Genomic DNA, 19,805 nt, shown 5'->3' with positions numbered 1-19,805 from the left:
GGCGTACGGTTACCGGGATAGCGAATTCTTTTTCATGAAGATCAAGAGCGTGTTTCCCGGCAATCCGTGATGAACCTAATTTATTGCTCAGTACCTGTTCGTCGGAGCCTGGTTCATAAGAACTTTGCGAGCCCTCGGCATCATAACGATCAACCATCCTTGCCCCTCCTGATGCCACTGAACATTGAAAAGCGCCGGGGATTTGCCCCGATGCCAAGACAAATCCAAAAACACAAACGGCTGCCCAAAGGCAGCCGTTCACAGGTTAGTCGCAAAGCCCTCTCGGGTTTAATCAACCCTCACACCATTTCGTTACGAATCCATTCAACCACCGACGTGCGCTTCGGCGCCCAGCCGAGCAGTTCGCGGGCGTGTTTGCCGCGGACGCGGCTGTTGGAGCCGAGGCCGTAGTTGGCCATTTCGTAGCCCCACTCGGCTTCGGCGTCTTTCAACGGCCAGTCTTGTGGCTGGCCCAGATTCAGGGCCAGGGCCATGGCGGTGGTCATGTCGATGAACGACGCTTCGCCGCTTTCGACGAAGTAGAAGGTGCCCGGGACGTTTTTGCTCAGGGCCAGCAGGTACAGCGCCACCACGTCGTCGATGTGCACGTTGGACCAGATGTTCTGGCCGGTACCGACGTGACGCACCACACCGCTTTTGCGAGCCTGTTTCAACAGGCGCGGCAACTGCACGCTGTCGCGATTGACGCCCAGGCTGTGGCCGTAGATCAGGGTGTTGCAGATGACGGCCGAGTTCACGCCGTCCTGCGCGGCGGCGAGGATCAGGTTGTCGATGGCCACCCGTGCGGCCTTGTCGACGGTGGGCTCCGGCAGGTTGTCTTCGAAGTAGATGACGTCGCTGGATTTGCCGCCCGAGGCGTCGCCGACGATGCTCGACCCGCTGGTGTGCAGGAACACTTTGTTTGAGCCGCGCAGGGCATCGAGCAAGGCTTCGACCGCGCCGCGATGGTCGCTGCTGGCGGCGTTGATCACGGCGTCGGCGGCGCGGGCCTGTTCGGCCAGCAATGCGTTGTCGTCGAGGGTGCCGATCACCGGGGTGATGCCCAGCGCTTTCAGTTCATCGGCCTGTTCGGCGCTGCGTACAAGACCAGTGACGGTGTGACCGGCCTGGACCAGACCGGTGGCGATAGAGCCGCCGATAAAACCGGCAGCGCCGGTGACGAATACGTTCATGGAGAAACTCCCTGCGTGGATAAGTGATGGAGCGAGTATCGACCGGCGAACCCGGTGGAAAAACCCGCCCACAACCAAATCACTGTTGCGCAGGGATCACGAATCAGCCCTTGAAATCAGCGCTGGCGTAAGCCGCCAGTTTGCTCTGGATGAAATCCAGGAAGCACTGAATGCGCAGCGCCAGCTGCGAGTTGCGGTAGTACACCGCGTTGATCGGCTGGCGATAACCGCTGTTGAACTCCGCCAGCAAGACCTTGAGGCGCCCGGCACGCATGTCGTCGATGGTCATGAAATGCGAGAGGCAGGCGATGCCCTGGCCTTCCAGTGCGAGATGGCGAACCGTCTCGCCGCTGGAGGCGCTGATCGCCGGGGTGATTGGCCAGCGGTCGCCGTGCACGTAACGCAACGGCCACTGGTTGAGGCCTTCGTTCTGGGTGAAGCCGAGCAAGGTGTGTTCGCTCAGATCGGCCACTTCCAGCGGCGTGCCGTGTTTCTCCAGATAGGCGGGACTGGCCACGATCAACAGCGGACTGCAACCGAGCGAACGGGCATGCAACGTCGAATCGGCGAGGGTGCCGATGCGGATGGCGACGTCGGTGCTTTGTTCCAGTAGGTCAATGATCAGGTCGTTGCTGTTGAGTTCGAGCTGGATGTCCGGGTACAGCCGACGGAATTCGTCGATGTAGGGCACGATGGCGTGGAGCATGAACGGCGACGCGGCGTTGATCCGCAGCCGTCCCGAGGGCGTCTGCTGGCGTGAAGAAAGGCGCTCTTCGAGTTGATCCATCTGGTCGAGGATCAACTTGGCCTGTTCGAAGAAATACTTGCCTTCTTCGGTCAGGTCCATGCGCCGTGTGGTGCGGTTGATCAGCGTGGTGTCGAGCTTGGCTTCCAGCCGCGACAGCGTGCGGCTGACCGCCGACGGCGTCTGTCCGACCTGCTCGGCAGCGGCGGAGATCGAACCGCATTCGATCACGCAGACGAAAATCTGCAACTCATCGGATCTGGCTTTCACGGGTGTCCTCGAATCGAAAGGCCTGCTGCGCAAGCTCAGGCCTTCGATAGTAGCCGAGCGTCAGGCCTTGAGGCCAAACACCTCGGTCAGATGCTGCTCGTAGCGCGCCACATCCGCTTCGATGTTCGGGCGCTTCATCACGTCCACGCAAAGGAAGGTTGGCAGGCCGGTCATGCCGAGGAACTGGTTGGCCTTGTGGAACGGGAAGTACACGGCGTCCACGCCTTTGGCTTCGAAGAAGTCGGTCGGGTCATCGAACGCCTGCTGCGGCGCGTTCCAGGTCAGCGACAGCATGTATTGCTTGCCGTGGATCAGACCGCCGCTGCCGTACTTCTGCGAAGCATCCGAACGGGTACGGCCATCACTGGCGTAGAGGCTGCCGTGGCCTTCGGTGAAGACTTCGTCGATGTACTTTTTCACGGTCCACGGTGCGCCCATCCACCAGCCCGGCATCTGATAAATGATCACGTCGGCCCAGAGGAATTTGGCGACTTCTTCGGCGACGTCGTACCCCTCGTCGATGAAGGTGGTCTTGACGTCGACGCCGCCACGATCCAGCACGCTCAGCGCCGCTTCGTGCAGGGTGGTGTTGTAGCGACCGTCCGAGTGGGCGAATTTTTTACCGCCATTGAGCAACAGCACTTTTTTCATGGGTGAGCCTCGATCGGATTCCGATGCGCAGCGCAGAGCGCTGGATGGAGAAGGGAAAAATGGAATGGCAGCAGATTAGCGATCCGCCTCGCGCGGAATAAGCACCGGTTGCGCAAAATTCATTTGAGTAAAACGCACGAATCGATTGCCGATTGTTGCCGTAGGATTGGCCACCATCTGAATCTGAGGAGTTTTTTGCGATGAGCGAACGCCAGGGTTTCATCCTGCACGCCAAGACCCGCCCGGAAAAAGCCGAGGCCTTCGAAGCGTTTTTCCGCGCTTATGTCGAACCGAGCCGCGCCGAACCCGGCTGCATCGAGTACCACATGCTGCGCGACCAGGAAGACCCGACCCTGTTCATCTTCTACGAGATATGGGAAAGCCAGGCACATCTGGACGTGCACTCGAACCTGCCGCACATGCAGCAGTTTCTGGCCCAGCGCATGGAATACCTGGAGCGGGATTTCGATATCCGCCCGATTGAAATGCTCAGCGCGTCGTCCGCTAACCGCTGATCAGCAGATGGGCGCCGAGCGCGCCCAGACCGATGAAGAACACTCGCTTGAACAGCACGGCGCTGATGCGCTGGCGCAGCCATTGGCCGAGCAGCATGCCGAGGACAGCGGGAATCAGGGCCAGCAGCGAGGCGCTCAATTCTGCGCCGCCGAGCGACCCGCGCCAGAGCAATCCGCCGGCCAATGCCAGGGTCGACACGGTGAAGGACAGGCCCAGCGCCTGCACCAGTTCATCGCGGCTCAAGCCCAGCGCCTGCATGTACGGGACAGCGGGAATCACGAACACCCCCGTGGCCGAAGTGATGACGCCGGTGATCACGCCACACAGCGGACCAAGCCACGGTTCATGGCGGCGACTGACACGCAGCGCCGGCAGGAACAATCCACTCAGCGCATAGAGCAACAACGCCGCGCCGAGCCCGCGCACTACCCAATGCCCGCCCGCCATGCCGATCCATAAGGTGCCAACAGCCGTGCCGAGAAAGATCGCCAACAGCATCGGCCACAAGCGTTTCACCAGCCCCTGCAAATGCCCGCCGAACGCCAGTTGCCAGACGTTGGTGAGGGTCGCCGGAATGATCAGCAACGCCGCAGCCTGCGACGGTGCCATAGCCAGACCGAGCAGACCCATGGCGACAGTGGGCAGGCCGAGACCGATCACGCCCTTGATCACGCCAGCGACGACAAACGTCGCGATCACCAGCAATGACAGGGCCAGTCCGAGGTGTTGATAGAAATCTGCGAGTGCGTTCATGGCCACACTTTGCGCCTGCGCGGATGAACTGAAAATCTGTCATACACTGAGGCAGCCTCTCTCTCAGCAAGAGTCACGACCGATGCACTTCGACCTCACCGACCTGCGCCTGTACCTGCACATTCTCGACAGCGGCAACATCACCGCCGGCGCTGCGCGCAGTCATCTGTCGCTGGCGGCGGCCAGTGCGCGGATCCGGGCGATGGAAGCGTCGCTGGGCACCGAGTTTCTTGAGCGCGGGCGCCGTGGTGTCACACCGACGCCGGCCGGCAAAGCCCTGGCGCAACATGCGCGGGTGTTGCTGCAACAGGCCGAACGTCTGCAACAGGATCTGGCCGAATACGCGCGCGGCGTCAAAGGCCAGGTGCGCTTGCTGTGCAACACCACGGCGCTCAGCGAATACCTGCCGGAGGTGCTGGCGGATTTCCTGCGCGAGCACCCAAACCTCGACATCGATCTGCAGGAACTGCCCAGCGCCCGCATCACGCATGCCTTGCGTCAGGGCGCGGCGGATCTGGGCATTGTGTCCGACGCGATCGACACCACCGACTTGCAGACCCGAGCCTTTCGCGATGATCCGCTGGTGCTGATTCTGCCTTTGGAACACCCACTGTCTGACGCGAGCGAAGTCAGCTTCAGCGACGCCCTGCACCACGACTTTGTCGGGCTGCACATCAACAGCGCGCTGGCGGTGTACCTGGAAGAACAGGCCCTGCACAGCGGCTCGCGGATGCAGATCCGTATCCGCGCCGATGGTTTCGACGGGGTGATGCGCATGGTGGCCCGAGGTGCCGGTCTGGGTATCGTGCCGCTGGCGGCGGTTCAGCGCGCCGCGCCGCAAGCCTTCAAGACCCTGCCGATGAATGAAGGCTGGGCGATGCGCAAACTGTTGCTGTGCGCCCGGGACTTCGCCGCCCTCCCCGCTTATGCCCGCGCCGTGCTCGACGCCTTGACTCTGCCCTGAGGGGCAGACTTTACCCTTGGGGTTTCTTCCTCAGGGGCAGTCATGATGGGCAAGCGGATTTTGTTGATTCTCGGCCATCCATCCAGCGAAAGTTTTTGCGCGGCACTGGCCGGACGTTACGCTCAATCGGCCCGCGCGGCCGGGCACGAGGTGCGGGAAATCGCTCTCGGCCAACTCGATTTCGACCCGATCCTGCGCGAAGGTTACCGTCAGGTTCAGACCCTTGAACCGGATCTGCTCCAGGCCCAGGCCGACCTGCTGTGGGCCGAACACCTGACGCTGGTGTACCCGATCTGGTGGGGTGGAATTCCGGCGCTGCTCAAAGGTTTTTTCGACCGGATCCTGCTCCCGGGTTTCGCGTTCAAATACCGCGAGGGCAAAGCGTTTCCCGACAAACTCTTGCGCGGTCGCAGCGCTCACTTGCTGGTCACTATGGACACGCCGCCCTGGTATTACCGCTGGATCTATCGCATGCCCGGCCTGCACGAAGTACGAAGGAACACGTTGGCGTTCTGCGGGATCGAACCGCGCCGGACACTGACCTTCGGGCCGGTGCTCGACGCCAGCGACCATCAGCGCGAAACCTGGCTGCAGCAGGCCGGATCGATTGCCCGCCATTGAGTTTTCCGCTATTGGTGCGCATGCCCGCTGACGGAGAAAAGGGATTTGCACATGTACATCGGCCAGGCCGCACAGCGTTCGGGAACCACGATCAAGACCATCCGCCATTACGAATCGATCGGCCTGCTGCCCGAGGCCCCGCGCCAGGGCAAATACCGGGTTTACGACCCGCAGACGGTCGAACTGCTGAGCTTTATCAAATGCGCACAGGGGCTGGGTTTTCGCCTCAGGGAATTGCAGGCGATCTTTGCCGGCCAACCGGAACTGACGCCCTATGAAAAGGCCCGCCGCGCGATTGCCGGCAAGCAACAGGAGATCGCGGCGCATCTGATGAAACTCAGCCGACAGCAAGAGGAACTGAGCGCGCTGGAGGCCAGTCTGGAACACGCGCAACAGCAATGCCTGTCGAGGGTATCGATCGCAAAATAAGCACAAGGAATAGCTTGCAAGGTACGGATACATACGTACTATATCGCCAGAGCGAACGTGTTGCCCGATACCCGTTTTCGCACAACGACAACGGACAAGGAAGAACGGATCGGCTCCATTAAACCTACATGGAATGAGGTGACGCGATGGTTGATTCAACGGAGTTTCGTAATGCAATGGCGATGCTGGGGAGTGCCGTCACCATCGTCACGACCGATGGCCCTGCGGGGCGTTTCGGCTTTACCGCGTCGGCGGTGTGCAGCGTGACGGATTCACCGCCGACGCTGCTGGTGTGCGTCAATCGCTCGTCGTCCAATCACGAGCATTTCAAGACCAATGGCGTGCTGTGCGTGAACGTCCTGACCGGCGACCATCAGTCGACCTCCGGCGCATTCGCCAATCGGCAGTTGAGCATGCAGGAGCGTTTTTCCAGCGTGAATTGCCAGACGCTCAAGACCGGTTCGCCGGTGATCGAAGAGGCGCTGGTCAGCCTCGATTGCCGGGTCAGCAAGGTCGACGAGGTCGGCACTCACAGCATCTTCTACTGTGAAATCCTCGAACTGCAGCAACACAGCGAGGCCACGGAAGGCCTGGTCTATTTCAACCGCAGTTACTACCGTCTGAACGACCAACTGCGCCTGGCACCCGAGCAGTGATCCAGACACCCGCCGGCCTCGGCTGATGCCGGCCGGCGGGTCATGACAGGGATGTAACCATGCTATTCAATGAAGACAACTTCGCGGATATCGACCTGAACCTGATCATCATTTTCCTGGTGCTGTTTCGCGAACGCAGCGTGTCCCGCACGGCCGAACGCCTGCACGTCAAACAACCCGCCATCAGCGGATCGCTGGCACGCCTGCGCAAGCGGTTTGATGATCCGTTGTTTCTGCGCTCGTCGAGAACCATGCGTCCGACCTCGAAAGCCGAGCAACTGGCACAGGCGTTGACGCCAGCCATCAAGCAGATCGAAGCGGTGATCCGGCTCTGAAAAACCGGCGAAAAAAAACCTGCGGGGGTTCGCTTCCGCAGGTTTCATTTTGTCAGGCCGACTTGAGCGCCTGAGCGTATTCAACCCGAGCCCAGAACGCCGGCAGAAAGCACTCGCTGACCAGCAGCGCCGAACCATTGCGGGTGAAACGCGAACGTCGGGCCAGCAGACGTTTGGCCTGTGGCGCGAAGCGATAGGACAGCGCGGCCAACGGCGCACCGGGCGGCAGCAAGGCACATTGGAAGGGTTCGCGCAGGGTCTGCTCCGAGCTGTAGAGAATCTCGGCCAGCGGTCGACGGCCATAGCCGTTCAGCTCCGCCCAGTCGCTGTTCAGCGCCGGCACACTGGTCAGGCTGCGCGCCGTGACACAGGCCTCGCCATCGAGCTTCATCACCACTTCGCGCACCCAGCCAGGGGTGGCCGGTGGCACGTTCAGCGCTTGTGCTTCTTCAGGATTGAGCGGGCCATGGGACTGCTCGACGACTTCGATTGAATAATCGCCCATGGCTTTCAGGCGCGGGGTCAAGGCCCCGGGCAAAAACAGCCAGTGATGCTCGGAGCCGGTCAATTCCGACAGCGGTCGCGATGACCAGTAATGACGTGTATCCATACCCGCTAACACCTTCCTGGTGATGGTGAATTGTTGGTTGCCGTGGAAGGTCAACCCTTCACCGGCGGTGTCTGTCACTCGGCTCCGACTTCTTCGGTCACTTCGTGTTTGCTGATGACGCTGATGGTCTGTTCATCGGTCTTGACCGCCGACAGCAGCGAGTCGAGCAGGCCCGGAAAACGCGCGTCCATGTCTTCACGACGCAGGGACAGCAAGTTTTCCCGACCGTGAGGGCGCTGCCAGATCAGACCGCTGTCGCGCAGGACCCGCCAGTGATGGGTCATGGTCGACTTCGATGCGCCCTTGAGGATCCGCCCGCACGGATGTTCCTGGCCATCGGACAACACTTTCAACACGGTCAGGCGTAGCGGGCTTCCCAATGCATTCAGCACATTATCCAGAAGGATCTGATCCTGATTGGGATGATTCGGGACGTTCATAGGTAGGTACCCTTGATGATATAGGCGGGAAAAATCCGGCTTGTATTCGTCTATACGAGAACAGTAAGACTATACACAAGATGTTTTTTCCCCGCGACAGCCGCCCCGGAGGCGGCGTCCCGCAAAACAACTACAAATCGCTGCTCTGCGCGGTCACCAGGGCAGGCGCCTGGAACCCGCCGCCCAGCGCTGCCATCAACGAAACCGAACTGTCGATGTGCTTGCTGTTGAGGAAGGCCAGGCGCATTTCGTCCTGAATCAATTGTTGCTCGATGTTAAGTGCATCGAGGAACGTGTCCTCCCCGGCCTTATAGCGCGACTGCGACAGATCGTAAGACGATTGGGCAATCGCACAGGCATCGCGCTGCACGACGATCTGCTGCTCGAACGAACGCAGCTGCGTCACCGAAATCGCCACCTCGTGCAGCGCCGAATTCAACACCCGGTTGTACTGCGCGATGGCGCTGTCGAGTTCGGCATTGCCGGCCTTCAGATCCGAACGCAAGCGCCCGGCATCGAAGATCGGCAGCGACACCGTCGGCGCCACGTTCCAGAACTTGCTGACCCCGGCGAACAGCGCATCGCCGGTCAACGCATGGGAACCCGCCGCCGCCACCAGATTGATGTTCGGGTAGAACGTGGTCTTCACCGCCTCGACGTTTTTAGTCTCGGCCTCCACGCGCCAGCGCGCGGCGACGATGTCCGGACGACGGCCCAACAACTGGGCCGGCAACTGCGCCGGCAAGGCCACCACGCTGGCCTGTAGATTCGATGGCCGCTCAAGGGTGCGCGCACGATCAACACCTTTGCCGATCAGTGCCGACAACTGGAGACGAGCCATTTCAATGTCTTCGTTGGCGCCGATCAGGGTCGATTCCGAACGCGCCTTGAGGCTCTGCACCTGCTTGAGTTGCGACAGATTGTCGAGGCCCGAGCCGTAACGTGAATCCGTCAGCTCCACCAGTTTGCTCAGGCGTTCGAGATCCCGCTGATTGAGCTCCGACACCTGCCAGGCATACGCCAACTGGTTGTAGGCCTTGACCACGTTGACCGCGAGAATCAGCCGCGACGATTGCAGATCGACTTCCGCGGCTCTTGCGCTGTTGAGCGCCGATTCCCAGGCGGCACGCTGGCCGCCCCAGAGGTCGAAGGTGTAGCTGAAATTCACCGCCAGATTGCGTGCGGTGAAGTACTGGTGGCCCTCGCCGCTGTAGTCCTCGAAGCGCGACAAACGACCGCGCGTGACACCCGCCGACGCCTCCATTTCCGGATAACGCTCGGCGTCGCGCAGGTCGAGAAATGCGTTGGCCTTCGCGACCCGGGCAGCGACTTCCTGCAAGTCCGGGTTGCTGGCATACGCCTCTTCGATCAACGCGCCCAGACGTGGATCGCCCAGCGATGTCCACCAGTCCGCACGCGGCCATTGGGCCGGCGGCAATTTGTCTTTCAGGCTGTCGGACGGCGCATCGCCGACCGCCAGCAACTTGCCCTGATGATCGATCCCGGCGTAGTTCACACAACCGGCCGCCAACAGGATGGACGCCGCCAGCGGCGCCAGCATCAAACGTGTAATCGAATGCATGTCACGTCCTCACAGGATGGGTTGCGGCACACCGGCCGGTTCGGCTTCGGGTGCGTGGCTCGGTTGCTTGATCGAACTGAGCAGCGTGTACACCGACGGCAGAATGAACAGAGTGAACAAGGTGCCGATCAGCATCCCCACCACAATCACCAGGCCCAGGCCGAAGCGGCTGTTGGCGCCTGCGCCACTGGCGAACAACAGCGGCGCGAGGCCGACCACCATGGCAGCGGTGGTCATCAGGATCGGCCGCAGACGCACCTGCGCGGCGTGCTGGATCGCTTGCACGCGGTCCATGCCTTGCTGGCGCTGCAACTCGTTGGCGAACGCGACCATCAGAATCCCGTGCTTACTGATCAGACCGATCAGCGTGATCAGACCGATCTGGGTGTAGATGTTCATCGAAGTCATGCCCAGCGCCAGCGGCACCAGAGCCCCGCAGATCGACAACGGCACGCTGATCAGGATGATGAACGGGTCGCGGAAGCTCTCGTACTGCACGCTCAGCACCAGGTAGATGATCACCAGGGCCAGGCCGAAGGTGAACGCCAGGCTGTTGCCTTCCTGTATGTATTGGCGGGCGTCGGACTGCCAGTCGAAACTGAAGCCGGCCGGGAAACCTTCCGATTGTTTTTGCAGGAAGGCCACCGCATCACCCAGGGTCACGCCCGGCGCCGGAATGGCCTGGAACGTGGCGGAGTTCTGTTGATTGAACTGGGTCAGGCGATTCGGCTCGACCTTGACGCTGAGGGTGGCCAGCGTCGACAGCGGCACCGGATTGCCCTTCTGATCCTTCACGTAATACAGCTTCAGGGTTTCCGGGGTCAGGCGATCCGCCGACACCGACTGCGGAATCACGTCATAGGAACGGCCGTGGAACGAGAACCGGTTGACGTACTTCTCGCCGATCAGGCTGTTCAGCGTTTCGCCGATGTCCTGCATGCGGATGCCCAGCGCGTTGGCCTTGGCCCGGTCGACCTGGATTTCCACCACCGGATTGTTGAAGTCCAGATCACTGTCGACCACCGCGAACAGACCGCTGGCCTGCGCGGCTTGCTTGAGCTGATCCATCACGTTGTACAGCGCCAGGTATTCCTGATCGCTGCGGATCACCATCTGCACCGGCAGACCACCGGTGGAGCCCGGCAGCGGTGGCATCTGGAACACGAAAATGCTCGTGCCTTCGATCTGGTTCACCCGCGCCTGCAAGTCAGGCTGGATGGTGTTGGCGTCGCGGCCGCGTTTTTCCCAGTCCACCAGGTTGATCCCGCCGACGCTGTTGGACAGCCCGTCCGAACCGTTCGCCACCCAGTTGCTGTAACCCTCGGGGATTTCGTTGAAGGTCTTGTACAGCTCGTGGGCGTAGGCCTCGAGGTAATTCAGGTTGGCGTGCTGCGGCGCCTTGATCGCAGTCAGCAGGATGTTCTGGTCTTCCAGCGGCGCCAGTTCGGTCTGCGCCGAACGATAGAGAAACGGAAGGCTGAAGAAGATCACCAGCGCCACGCTCAGGCTGATCCAGCGCCGCGCCAGCGAACCGCCGAGCAGCGCGCCATAACGACGGGACAGGTACTGGAAGAATCGATCTGCCTTGACCGCCATGAAACCTTCGCTGGTTTTCGCGTCCAGCAGACGGGTACTCATGATCGGCGACAGGGTCAGCGCGACGATGCCGGAGATCACCACGGCACCGGCCAGGGTCAGGGCGAACTCCTTGAACAGCGTGCCGGTGAGGCCGCCCATCAAACCGATCGGCGCATACACCGCCGCCAGGGTGAAGGTCATCGCCACCACCGGCCCCGCCACTTCGCGCGCGCCGATCAGCGCCGCTTCGAACGGGCTCTTGCCCTCTTCGATGTGACGGTGGACGTTTTCCACCACGACGATGGCGTCGTCCACCACCAGCCCGATGGCGAGCACCATGGCGAGCAAGGTCAGCAGGTTGAGGCTGAAGCCGAACATCTGCATCAGCATCGCCGCGCCGAGCATCGACAGCGGAATCGTCACCAGCGGAATCAACACGGTGCGGAATGTGCCCAGGCACAGGTAGATCACCAGCACCACGATCACCAGCGCTTCGAGCAGGGTGTAGCTCACCTCATCGATCGACGACTGAATGAAGTGCGCCACTTCGAACGGGATCTGCACGGTCACGCCCGGTGGCAGGGTTTCCTGGATCTGCGGCAGCAATTCGCGCACGCGTTTGACGATCACCAGCGGGTTGCCGGTCGGTGCGGCGTCCAGGCCGAGGAACAGCGCCGGTACGTCGCTCATCGCGCCGCTGGTGTCGGTGGAGGCGGCGTTCAGTTCCACAGTGCCGACGTCACGCACACGGATGATGTGGCCGTTGTCGTTGCGCAGCACCATGTCGCGGAAATCTTCGACGCTGTTCAGGTCAGTGTTGACCCGCAGGTTGCTGACCACGTACAGGCCTTTGACCTGACCGGGTGCGGCCTGGAAGTTGTTGCCCTCGATGGCCGCCGACACGTCCTGCCCGGTCATGCCGTAACCGGCCAGACGCTGCGGATCGAGCCACAGGCGCATGGACAGTTTCTGCTCGCCCATGATGTTGATCTTGGCCACGCCTTCGATGCCGGCGAACATCGGTTCGACGACGCGGGAGATGTAATCCGACATCTCCGGAATGGTCAGGTTGGAACTGGCGAACGCGACGTAGGCCACGCTGGTGAAGCCGCCGGACGTGCGCTCCACCACCGGGTCGTAAGCGTCCTTCGGCAAGCGGTATTTGATCTGGTTGACCTTGGCCATGACCTCAGTCAGCGCCGCGATGGAGTCACTGTTCAGTGCCATGCGGATCGTCACCTGGCTGCGGCCCTGGGTCGAGGCCGACGACAGATAATCGATGCCCTCGACCGAGGCCACGGCCTGGCTGATCGGCTGCGTGACGAAGCCTTGCATCAGTTCCGAGGAGGCGCCGGGGTATTGGGTCGTGACCGTGATGGTCGACGTCTCCAGCATCGGGTACTGGCGGATCGGCAGGTTCATCAGCGCACGCACCCCGAACAGCAGGATCAGCGTGCTGACCACCACGGCCAGCACCGGGCGGCGAAGAAAGAGGTCGGTGAAATTCATTTTTCCAGCCCACTGAGTTTAAGAGCAATCGTGTCCGGGACACCTTCCACCGCCACGCCGTCGTGGAGTTTGAGCTGACCGGACGTCACCACTTGCACGCCTTCGGTCAGGCCCTTGTCGACCACCGCCCAGCCATTGCGGCGCTCGCCGACCTTGATGCTTTCGCGCTTGACCTTCTGCACGCCGGCTTCGTCGGTGTAGACCGAGAACACGCTTTCGCCGTAGGCGTTGTAGGTGATCGCGGTTTCCGGAATCAGCAGCTCGGCGGTCTGCGGCAGGGTCACCGAGACGCGTGCATACATGCCGGGACGCAGGCGTTTTTGCGTGTCGGTGATGACCGCTTGCACGTTGATGGTGTGGGACTGGTTGATCTGCGGATCGACCGCGACAATCTTGCCGGTGAAGGTCACATCACCCCAGGCATCGACCTTGGCCTGCACGGTCTGGCCCAGTTGCACTTGCGAGCCGTCGCGTTCGGCGAGGGTGAAGTTGACCCGCAGCACGCCCGGATCGGTCAGAGTCGCCACCGCGCTGCCGGCTTGCAGGTATTGGCCCAGGTGCGCCTGGCGAATGCCGAGGGTGCCGGCGAACGGCGCACGAATATGACGTTGGGCGATCTGCGCCTGCATGCGCTCCATGTCGCCCTTGGCCGCGTCGTATTGAGCGCGGGCACTGTCGAAGGCGCGACGACTTTCGGCACCGGTCTTGGCCAGTTCCTGAACCCGGGCGAACTGGGCCTTGGCCGATTCGTACTCGCCTTTGAGGCGCACCAGTTCGCCTTGCTCCGGCGCGTCGTTGAGCTTGAGCAGCACCTGCCCCGCCTTCACTTCATCGCCAGACTCGAAATCAATGTCCACCACTTTGCCGCTGACTTCAGCCGACACCAGCACCTGACGCTGGGCTTCGAGTTTGCCGATGGCTTCCAGGTAGTAGGTGTACGGTTGTTTTTTGACCACGGCCAGACCAACCCGGGTGCTGGGGATCCGTTGCTCGGCCGCCGCCGGTGGTGGCGACCAGAAACGCCAGCCCAGTGCAGCGGACAACACCACCACAAGAACAATAAAGATCAGCGACTTGATAATGTTTCGAGCAAGCATGTGGCACTCCCTTGACTCTTTGCTGCGAGCACAAAAGTTTGAGTTTTAAGAAAATAAAGGTGCAACTTAAGGCGGGCGCGTTATCGATCCCTGTGAACTTTCACTTGTAAACGCGCCCGCTTTATTTATCCGCTGTTACGCCGCGGCCAGTACGTTGGTTTTATCCAGGTAATACTTGCCGATACCGTGCAAGTTCAAAGGCGACAGGGTGAAGTGCTTGGAACCGGTGTGAATATCGCGGAAGCAACGCTCCAGGAAGTGCGACTTGTAGACGGCTTTGGAACCGGCCATCGCGTAGATCTGGTTGACCGCATTGACCGAGTTCTCGGTCAGCACCGAGGCGGCCAGGCCGACGCGGGCGCTGACCGGTTCGCCGATGGTTTCACCACGGTTGATCACCTGATGGATCGCATCTTCCAGCAGCAGTTGTGCGGTGTGCACCGAGGAGATGGCACGACCGGTCTTCTCGAAGATCACCCCTTCCAGGCCCGGATCGGTGTTCACGGCGCGATCGTTGCGGAAATGGTCGACCGCGGCCCGGGCCACGCCCAGCACGGTGGACATCGCCGCCAGGGTGCCGAACTCGTAGTAACCGGTGGCGTAGGCCCGGGAGCTGCGCGCTTCGGGGGATTGTTTGAGGGTTTCGACGTCCAGCGAGAAAGACTTGTGGACGATCACGTTGGAGCACTGGAAGTGATGGCTGCCGGTGCCGCGCATGCCCAGGGTGTCCCAGGTCGGCAGGATGGTGCACTGGCTGGCGGGGACGAAAAACATCCGCACTTCAGGGGTGGTGTTGTTTTCGGTGCCTTTGACGGTGGCGGTGCAGACCAGCCAGTCGGCGTGGGCCGAGCCGCTGGCGAACGCCCATTTGCCGCTCAACAGGTACTCGTCGCCCATCGGCAGCGCTTCGCCACCGGAGTGGATGGCGCCGATCACGAAACCGTCGCAGTGGTTGTAGATCGCTTCGGAAGTGGCTTCCGGCAGGTAGTCCGACAGGCGCCCCATCGCCACTTGCACCGCCAGCTGCCAGGACAGCGAGGCGTCAAAACGGGCGAATTCCAACAGCAGGGCCGAGGTGGTCTGGATATCGACCTGGGACCCGCCGAACGCCTTGGACACCGAGGTCCGGCCAAAACCTTCCTTGAAGAATCGGGACATCACATCCTTGTGCGTCGCGTTGGTCTGCTCGCTGTAATCGCGGTGCTGAATAATCAGCGGATTCAGTGCACGCACCTTCTCGAGCCATTCATTGGATTCGGAGGGAAGGCTGTTCCATTGCATTAGATTTTTCATAACGGCTCCTAGCTATTATTTATTTACGATCAGCAGACGAAAAAACAGACAGAACTTTTATTGTTGTCAAACCCCGATAAAAATGTACGTCTACAGTCGTACATTTGACAAGCACTATTATCAGACTTCTTTCATTTCCCAATAAAAGAGCAATCACTGTCCGACAATAACCCAAGGCGCAAGAGGCCAACGTAACTTGCGCACAAGTTACGTGGTTTGAAACTTTTTGATTACTTCACGCCGGCACGCCGGTCACTGACTTTCGACAGTGAGGCCCAGTCCTGATCGGCCTGACCATGGGCCATGCCGTCCAGCAGGTTGTCCTTCAACACGCTGGCAAACGGCAGCGGCACCTGCGCCGCTTCACCGGCTTCCAGCGCCAGGCGGACATCCTTGAGGCCCAACGACAATTTGAAACCGGCCGGCTCGAATGTTTCATCGACCATCAGCTTGCCGTAGCCCTGATAGACCGGCACGGCAAACAGGGTCGAGGTGATCATCTCGATGAACGCCTCGCGACGGATGCCGTACCCGCCGGCCAGGGTCGAGGCTTCGGCCATGGATTCGATTGCCGAGGCGATCATCAGGTTGGCCGACAGTTTGGCAGCGCAGGCCACCTCGGCCGTGTCGCCCAGCGTCCAGGTCTTGCGCCCCAGCACATCGAACAACGGCTGTACCCGGGCCAGAGCCTCGGCAGGCCCGGAGGCGAGAATGTTCAGATTGCCGGCAGCCGCCACATCGACCCGCCCCAGCACCGGTGCCGACACGTAACCGACGCCGCGTGCTTCATGCACGACCGCCAGTTCCCTGGCCAGCGCCACGGACACCGTGGACATGTTGACGTGCACGCTGCCGGCCTGCAGCCCATCCAGCGCCTTGGCGTCGAAGAACACCGAGCGGATTGCCGTGTCATCGCCGAGCATCGAAATCAGCACCTCGGCCTTCGCCGCCAGCGCCGGTGACTCGACAGGTTCGGCGCCGGCCTTGGCCAGTGCTTCCAGCGGTGCCGACGAACGATTCCACACGCGGACCCGATGCCCGGCTTTCAGCAGGTTCAGCACCATCGGTGCGCCCATCGTGCCCAGACCGATAAATCCCAGTTCCATGTCGCGTTCCTCTCTCGATGAGGTGTTCAAAGCCGTTCAGACGATGATGCAGAATTGCGATTGTACGTGTACAGGCGTACATTTCAAGTGCCGCGATGATTCATTCTTCACGGCAAGGGTTTCAAACACACCTTTACCCAAGGCAAGGAGGCTTTATGCAATTCGGGATCTACACCGTTGGCGACGTCACACAAGACCCTACCAACGCCCGTACCCCCAGCGAATCCGAGCGCATCCAGGCCACCCTGCAAATTGCGCAGAAGGCCGAAGACATCGGACTGGACGTGTTCGCCACCGGCGAGCACCACAATCCCCCGTTCATCACCTCCTCTCCCACCACACTGCTGGCCTACATCGCAGCCAAGACCCAACGCATCATTCTCTCGACGTCCACTACCCTGATCAGCACCAACGATCCAGTGCGTCTGGCTGAAGAATATTCGCTGCTGCAAAACCTCTGCGGCGGCCGCATGGACCTGATGCTCGGCCGCGGCAACACCGCACCGGTCTACCCCTGGTTCGGCAAAAGCATCGCCGACGGTCTGCCACTGGCGATGGAAAACTATCGCCTGCTGCACCGGCTCTGGCGCGAAGAAGACCTCAACTGGAGCGGACGCTTTCGCACACCGCTGAAAAACTTCACCTCGATCCCCAGGCCCCTCGATGATCTGCCGCCCTTCGTCTGGCACGGCTCGATCCGCACCCCGGAAATCGCCGAGCAGGCCGCGTATTACGGCGACGGTTTTTTCGCCAGCCACATCCTCTGGCCCCGGGAGCATTTCATGGCGCTGGTGGAGTTCTACCGCGCGCGGTTTGCCCATTACGGTCACGGCACGCCGGAGCAGGCGATCGTCGGTCTCGGCGGGCATATTTTCATGCGTCGCAACTCGCAGGATGCGCGCCGTGAATTCCGTCCCTACTTCGACAACGCCCCGGTGTACGGCCATGGCCCGTCCCTGGAAGAGTTCATGGAAATGACCCCGCTGGCCGTCGGCAGCCCTCAGGAAATCATCGACAAGACCCTGACCTTCCGCGAGTACTTCGGCGACTACCAGCGCCAGCTGTTCCTGTTCGACCATGGCGGCATTCCGCTGAAAACCGTGCTGGAACAACTCGACATGTTCGGCAAGGAAGTCCTGCCGGTGCTGCGTGAAGAAACCCGCAAACGTCGTTCGCCACTGGCGGCCGAGGCGCCGACTCACGCCAATCGCCTGGCCCGTTTGCACGAGTTGCAAACGCAACCTACCGATCCGCGCTCCGACGTGAAGGCTCCGCGACACGATAGCGTGACCGGCCACTGACCCTGTGGGAGCGGGCTTGCCCGCGAAGGGGACGGCACATTCAACAATCTCGTTGACTGGCAGTCCGCTTTCGCGAGCAAGCCCGCTCCCACACTTGTTCAGGCAGCGCCTTTCAACGGGCGCTGCGCATCCATCGCCACCACCACGTCATCGTGGATCAAACGGGCCAGATACTGACCGTAACCGGTCTTGCTCATGCTGCCCGCGTGCACCAGCAATTGCGCGTCGTCGATCCAGCCCTTGTGGTAGGCGATCTCTTCAAGGCAGGCGATTTTCAGGCCCTGGCGTTTCTCGATGGCCTGGACGAAATTGCCGGCCTCCATCAACGCATCGTGGGTGCCGGTGTCGAGCCAGGCCATGCCACGGCCCATCACCGACACGTTCAATTTGCCGCGTTGCAGGTAGACGTTGTTGACGTCGGTAATCTCCAGCTCGCCGCGCGGCGACGGCTTGATATCGGCGGCAATCTGCAGCACTTCGTTGTCGTAGAAATACAGGCCGGTGACGGCGTAGTTGGACTTGGGCTCGCTCGGTTTTTCGCAGATGCTCAGGGCCTTGCCGGCGGCATCGAACTCCACCACGCCAAAGCGCTCGGGATCGGCCACGTAGTAGCCGAATACGGTGGCGCCCTCGTCGCGGGCAGCAGCTTGCAGCAGGGTTTCACCGAAGCCGGCGCCGTAGAAAATGTTGTCGCCCAGCACCAGGCAGACGTTGTCTTCACCGACGAATTCGCGACCGATGATGAACGCCTGGGCGAGGCCGTCCGGGCTTGGCTGCACCGCGTAGCTCAGACTCAGGCCCAACTGGCTGCCGTCGCCGAGCATGCGCTGAAAGCCCGGCAGATCTTCCGGGGTGGAGATGATCAGGATCTCGCGGATTTCCGCCAGCATCAGCACCGACAGCGGGTAGTAAATCATCGGTTTGTCATACACCGGCAGCGACTGTTTCGAGACGCCCAGGGTGATCGGGTGCAGACGCGAACCGGCGCCGCCCGCCAGCAGAATTCCTTTGTACTTGGCCATGCTTTTTTCCTTTCAAGCAGTGAGAGTTCAATGACTGAATGTTCAGGCCACGAGGGACTCGTCGCGTTGTTCGCCGAGACGCTCCAGCGCGTAGGCGCCGGACATCACCCGCACCCACCAGGCGCGGTTATCCAGATACCAGTCGACGGTTTTCTGCATGCCGCTCTCGAAGGTTTCCTGCGGCGTCCAGCCCAGCGTCGCGTGGATTTTCCCGGCATCGACGGCATAGCGTTTGTCGTGGCCCGGACGATCCTTGACGAAGGTGATCAGGTCGCGGAAGTGCGCAACGCCCGGCGGTTTTTCCGCACCGCGCGCCTCGAGCAGATCGCACAGGGTGTGCACCACTTCCAGGTTGGTCTTCTCGTTGTGGCCGCCGATGTTGTAGGTCTGACCGACCTCACCGCGGGTGACCACCGCATACAGCGCGCGGGCATGATCTTCGACGAACAGCCAGTCGCGAATCTGCGCGCCATTGCCGTACACCGGCAACGGCTTGCCTTGCAGCGCATTGAGAATGACGTGGGGAATCAGTTTTTCCGGGAAGTGATACGGCCCGTAATTGTTCGAGCAATTGCTCATGACTACCGGCAGGCCGAAGGTACGATGCCAGGCGCGAACCAGATGGTCGGAACCGGCCTTGGTCGCCGAGTACGGCGAACTCGGCGCATACGGCGTGCGCTCGGTGAACGCCGGATCGTCGGGCTCCAGGTCGCCGTACACTTCGTCGGTGGAAATATGATGGAAACGGAACGCCGCCTGACGCGCCGCGTCCAGTCGGTTCCAGTAACCACGCGCCGCTTCGAGCATCGTGTAGGTGCCGACGATGTTGGTTTCGATGAAGGCTTGCGGGCCATCGATCGAGCGGTCCACGTGGGACTCGGCGGCCAGGTGCATCACCGCATCCGGTTGCAGGCGTGCGAACAGTTCGTCCAGCGCTGGCTTGTCGCAGATGTCGACCTGACAGAACCGGTAACGCGGCGAATCGGACACATCGGCCAACGATTCAAGGTTGCCGGCGTAGGTCAGTTTGTCGACGTTGATCACTTCACATTCGGTCTCTTCGATCAGAAACCGCACCACGGCCGAGCCAATGAAGCCCGCGCCCCCTGTCACTAAAATTTTCATCAGCGCCTC

Annotated in this window: 20 protein-coding genes; 7 read left to right on the top strand and 13 right to left on the bottom strand. The window is 61.2% G+C overall.

Annotated elements, in window-relative coordinates; translation table 11 throughout:
- Nucleotides 1-299: 299 nt before the first annotated feature.
- The 3 genes from ACKJSM_RS27210 to ACKJSM_RS27200 all read right to left on the bottom strand — a co-directional run bounded on the left by ACKJSM_RS27210 (nt 300) and on the right by ACKJSM_RS27200 (nt 2,859).
- Entirely contained in the window at nt 300-1,193 is an 894-nt protein-coding gene (locus tag ACKJSM_RS27210; protein ID WP_410239391.1) for an NAD-dependent epimerase/dehydratase family protein, read from the bottom strand.
- A 103-nt stretch (nt 1,194-1,296) separates the two neighbouring features.
- Nucleotides 1,297-2,208: a LysR substrate-binding domain-containing protein gene (locus ACKJSM_RS27205; protein WP_410239390.1), complete on the bottom strand. Its 912-nt coding sequence runs from the start codon at nt 2,206-2,208 to the stop codon at nt 1,297-1,299.
- 60 nt (nt 2,209-2,268) lie between these two features.
- Nucleotides 2,269-2,859 carry an NAD(P)H-dependent oxidoreductase gene (locus ACKJSM_RS27200; RefSeq protein WP_236195756.1) on the bottom strand — a complete coding sequence of 197 codons (591 nt, stop codon included), beginning with the start codon at nt 2,857-2,859 and terminating at the stop codon, nt 2,269-2,271.
- Nucleotides 2,860-3,059: 200 nt separating this feature from the next.
- Between ACKJSM_RS27200 and ACKJSM_RS27195 the strand changes: the two genes are divergently transcribed.
- Complete coding sequence (locus ACKJSM_RS27195) at nt 3,060-3,374, top strand: putative quinol monooxygenase (protein ID WP_236182740.1); 315 nt, start codon at nt 3,060-3,062, stop codon at nt 3,372-3,374.
- Here ACKJSM_RS27195 and ACKJSM_RS27190 read toward each other — a convergent pair.
- On the bottom strand, nt 3,364-4,128 hold the full coding sequence (locus ACKJSM_RS27190) for a sulfite exporter TauE/SafE family protein (RefSeq protein ID WP_410239389.1): 765 nt from the start codon (nt 4,126-4,128) through the stop codon (nt 3,364-3,366). The genes ACKJSM_RS27195 and ACKJSM_RS27190 overlap by 11 nt on opposite strands.
- A gap of 82 nt (nt 4,129-4,210) precedes the next feature.
- Between ACKJSM_RS27190 and ACKJSM_RS27185 the strand changes: the two genes are divergently transcribed.
- From ACKJSM_RS27185 to ACKJSM_RS27165, 5 genes are all read left to right on the top strand, one after another.
- A complete protein-coding gene (locus tag ACKJSM_RS27185) occupies nt 4,211-5,092 on the top strand; it encodes a LysR substrate-binding domain-containing protein (RefSeq protein ID WP_410239388.1) in 882 nt (293 codons plus the stop codon).
- A gap of 45 nt (nt 5,093-5,137) precedes the next feature.
- Nucleotides 5,138-5,713, top strand: coding sequence for an NAD(P)H-dependent oxidoreductase (locus ACKJSM_RS27180; protein WP_410239387.1), 576 nt, complete (start codon nt 5,138-5,140; stop codon nt 5,711-5,713).
- 51 nt (nt 5,714-5,764) lie between these two features.
- Nucleotides 5,765-6,142 carry a MerR family transcriptional regulator gene (locus tag ACKJSM_RS27175; RefSeq protein WP_410239386.1) on the top strand — a complete coding sequence of 126 codons (378 nt, stop codon included), beginning with the start codon at nt 5,765-5,767 and terminating at the stop codon, nt 6,140-6,142.
- Between the two features lie 146 nt (nt 6,143-6,288).
- Nucleotides 6,289-6,798, top strand: a complete 510-nt coding sequence (locus ACKJSM_RS27170) for a flavin reductase (RefSeq protein WP_221615006.1) — start codon at nt 6,289-6,291, stop codon at nt 6,796-6,798.
- Nucleotides 6,799-6,857: 59 nt separating this feature from the next.
- Complete coding sequence (locus ACKJSM_RS27165) at nt 6,858-7,133, top strand: LysR family transcriptional regulator (protein ID WP_007953837.1); 276 nt, start codon at nt 6,858-6,860, stop codon at nt 7,131-7,133.
- A gap of 52 nt (nt 7,134-7,185) precedes the next feature.
- On the opposite strand, the gene ACKJSM_RS27160 is transcribed toward ACKJSM_RS27165, so the two are convergent.
- The 7 genes from ACKJSM_RS27160 to ACKJSM_RS27130 form a co-directional block, all read right to left on the bottom strand.
- Nucleotides 7,186-7,743, bottom strand: a complete 558-nt coding sequence (locus ACKJSM_RS27160) for a chorismate--pyruvate lyase family protein (RefSeq protein WP_410239385.1) — start codon at nt 7,741-7,743, stop codon at nt 7,186-7,188.
- A gap of 74 nt (nt 7,744-7,817) precedes the next feature.
- A complete protein-coding gene (locus ACKJSM_RS27155) occupies nt 7,818-8,183 on the bottom strand; it encodes an ArsR/SmtB family transcription factor (protein ID WP_410239384.1) in 366 nt (121 codons plus the stop codon).
- Between the two features lie 130 nt (nt 8,184-8,313).
- Complete coding sequence (locus ACKJSM_RS27150; RefSeq protein WP_410239383.1) at nt 8,314-9,765, bottom strand: efflux transporter outer membrane subunit; 1,452 nt, start codon at nt 9,763-9,765, stop codon at nt 8,314-8,316.
- A 9-nt stretch (nt 9,766-9,774) separates the two neighbouring features.
- Nucleotides 9,775-12,852 carry a MexW/MexI family multidrug efflux RND transporter permease subunit gene (locus tag ACKJSM_RS27145; protein WP_410239382.1) on the bottom strand — a complete coding sequence of 1,026 codons (3,078 nt, stop codon included), beginning with the start codon at nt 12,850-12,852 and terminating at the stop codon, nt 9,775-9,777.
- Complete coding sequence (locus ACKJSM_RS27140; protein WP_236182750.1) at nt 12,849-13,949, bottom strand: efflux RND transporter periplasmic adaptor subunit; 1,101 nt, start codon at nt 13,947-13,949, stop codon at nt 12,849-12,851. Before ACKJSM_RS27140 ends, ACKJSM_RS27145 begins: the two co-directional genes overlap by 4 nt.
- Nucleotides 13,950-14,084: 135 nt before the next feature.
- The gene (locus ACKJSM_RS27135) at nt 14,085-15,242 is read right to left on the bottom strand and encodes an oxidoreductase (RefSeq protein WP_236182751.1); all 1,158 of its coding nucleotides are present in this window, start codon (nt 15,240-15,242) and stop codon (nt 14,085-14,087) included.
- A gap of 230 nt (nt 15,243-15,472) precedes the next feature.
- Nucleotides 15,473-16,378 carry an NAD(P)-dependent oxidoreductase gene (locus ACKJSM_RS27130; protein ID WP_410239381.1) on the bottom strand — a complete coding sequence of 302 codons (906 nt, stop codon included), beginning with the start codon at nt 16,376-16,378 and terminating at the stop codon, nt 15,473-15,475.
- Between the two features lie 125 nt (nt 16,379-16,503).
- Between ACKJSM_RS27130 and ACKJSM_RS27125 the strand changes: the two genes are divergently transcribed.
- On the top strand, nt 16,504-17,649 hold the full coding sequence (locus ACKJSM_RS27125; RefSeq protein ID WP_410239380.1) for an LLM class flavin-dependent oxidoreductase: 1,146 nt from the start codon (nt 16,504-16,506) through the stop codon (nt 17,647-17,649).
- Between the two features lie 98 nt (nt 17,650-17,747).
- Here the strand turns inward: ACKJSM_RS27125 and rfbA are convergent, their stop codons facing one another.
- Nucleotides 17,748-18,671 (bottom strand): glucose-1-phosphate thymidylyltransferase RfbA, encoded by a 924-nt coding sequence (gene rfbA / locus ACKJSM_RS27120; protein ID WP_410239379.1) that lies wholly within the window; start codon nt 18,669-18,671, stop codon nt 17,748-17,750.
- Nucleotides 18,672-18,713: 42 nt separating this feature from the next.
- The gene (rfbB, locus tag ACKJSM_RS27115) at nt 18,714-19,796 is read right to left on the bottom strand and encodes a dTDP-glucose 4,6-dehydratase (protein ID WP_410239378.1); all 1,083 of its coding nucleotides are present in this window, start codon (nt 19,794-19,796) and stop codon (nt 18,714-18,716) included.
- Between the last annotated feature and the right edge of the window lie 9 nt (nt 19,797-19,805).

It is taken from the genome of Pseudomonas sp. PHC1, assembly GCF_046487845.1.
In the GTDB taxonomy this organism is placed as follows: domain Bacteria; phylum Pseudomonadota; class Gammaproteobacteria; order Pseudomonadales; family Pseudomonadaceae; genus Aquipseudomonas; species Aquipseudomonas sputi.
Note: the sequence above shows the minus strand (reverse complement) of the source record. Positions and strands in the feature narration are given on the sequence as shown.

Excerpts from the sequence above, each read along its gene's own strand:
- ACKJSM_RS27170 (WP_221615006.1), top strand. The coding sequence starts at position 6,289 with ATGGTTGATTCAACGGAGTTTCGTAATGCAATGGCGATGCTGGGGAGT.
- ACKJSM_RS27180 (WP_410239387.1), top strand. The coding sequence starts at position 5,138 with ATGGGCAAGCGGATTTTGTTGATTCTCGGCCATCCATCCAGCGAAAGT.
- ACKJSM_RS27150 (WP_410239383.1), bottom strand. The coding sequence starts at position 9,765 with ATGCATTCGATTACACGTTTGATGCTGGCGCCGCTGGCGGCGTCCATC.
- ACKJSM_RS27135 (WP_236182751.1), bottom strand. The coding sequence starts at position 15,242 with ATGAAAAATCTAATGCAATGGAACAGCCTTCCCTCCGAATCCAATGAA.
- ACKJSM_RS27140 (WP_236182750.1), bottom strand. The coding sequence starts at position 13,949 with ATGCTTGCTCGAAACATTATCAAGTCGCTGATCTTTATTGTTCTTGTG.
- ACKJSM_RS27200 (WP_236195756.1), bottom strand. The coding sequence starts at position 2,859 with ATGAAAAAAGTGCTGTTGCTCAATGGCGGTAAAAAATTCGCCCACTCG.
- ACKJSM_RS27210 (WP_410239391.1), bottom strand. The coding sequence starts at position 1,193 with ATGAACGTATTCGTCACCGGCGCTGCCGGTTTTATCGGCGGCTCTATC.
- rfbA (WP_410239379.1), bottom strand. The coding sequence starts at position 18,671 with ATGGCCAAGTACAAAGGAATTCTGCTGGCGGGCGGCGCCGGTTCGCGT.
- ACKJSM_RS27190 (WP_410239389.1), bottom strand. The coding sequence starts at position 4,128 with ATGAACGCACTCGCAGATTTCTATCAACACCTCGGACTGGCCCTGTCA.
- ACKJSM_RS27165 (WP_007953837.1), top strand. The coding sequence starts at position 6,858 with ATGCTATTCAATGAAGACAACTTCGCGGATATCGACCTGAACCTGATC.
- rfbB (WP_410239378.1), bottom strand. The coding sequence starts at position 19,796 with ATGAAAATTTTAGTGACAGGGGGCGCGGGCTTCATTGGCTCGGCCGTG.
- ACKJSM_RS27145 (WP_410239382.1), bottom strand. The coding sequence starts at position 12,852 with ATGAATTTCACCGACCTCTTTCTTCGCCGCCCGGTGCTGGCCGTGGTG.
- ACKJSM_RS27185 (WP_410239388.1), top strand. The coding sequence starts at position 4,211 with ATGCACTTCGACCTCACCGACCTGCGCCTGTACCTGCACATTCTCGAC.
- ACKJSM_RS27125 (WP_410239380.1), top strand. The coding sequence starts at position 16,504 with ATGCAATTCGGGATCTACACCGTTGGCGACGTCACACAAGACCCTACC.
- ACKJSM_RS27155 (WP_410239384.1), bottom strand. The coding sequence starts at position 8,183 with ATGAACGTCCCGAATCATCCCAATCAGGATCAGATCCTTCTGGATAAT.
- ACKJSM_RS27175 (WP_410239386.1), top strand. The coding sequence starts at position 5,765 with ATGTACATCGGCCAGGCCGCACAGCGTTCGGGAACCACGATCAAGACC.
- ACKJSM_RS27195 (WP_236182740.1), top strand. The coding sequence starts at position 3,060 with ATGAGCGAACGCCAGGGTTTCATCCTGCACGCCAAGACCCGCCCGGAA.
- ACKJSM_RS27160 (WP_410239385.1), bottom strand. The coding sequence starts at position 7,743 with ATGGATACACGTCATTACTGGTCATCGCGACCGCTGTCGGAATTGACC.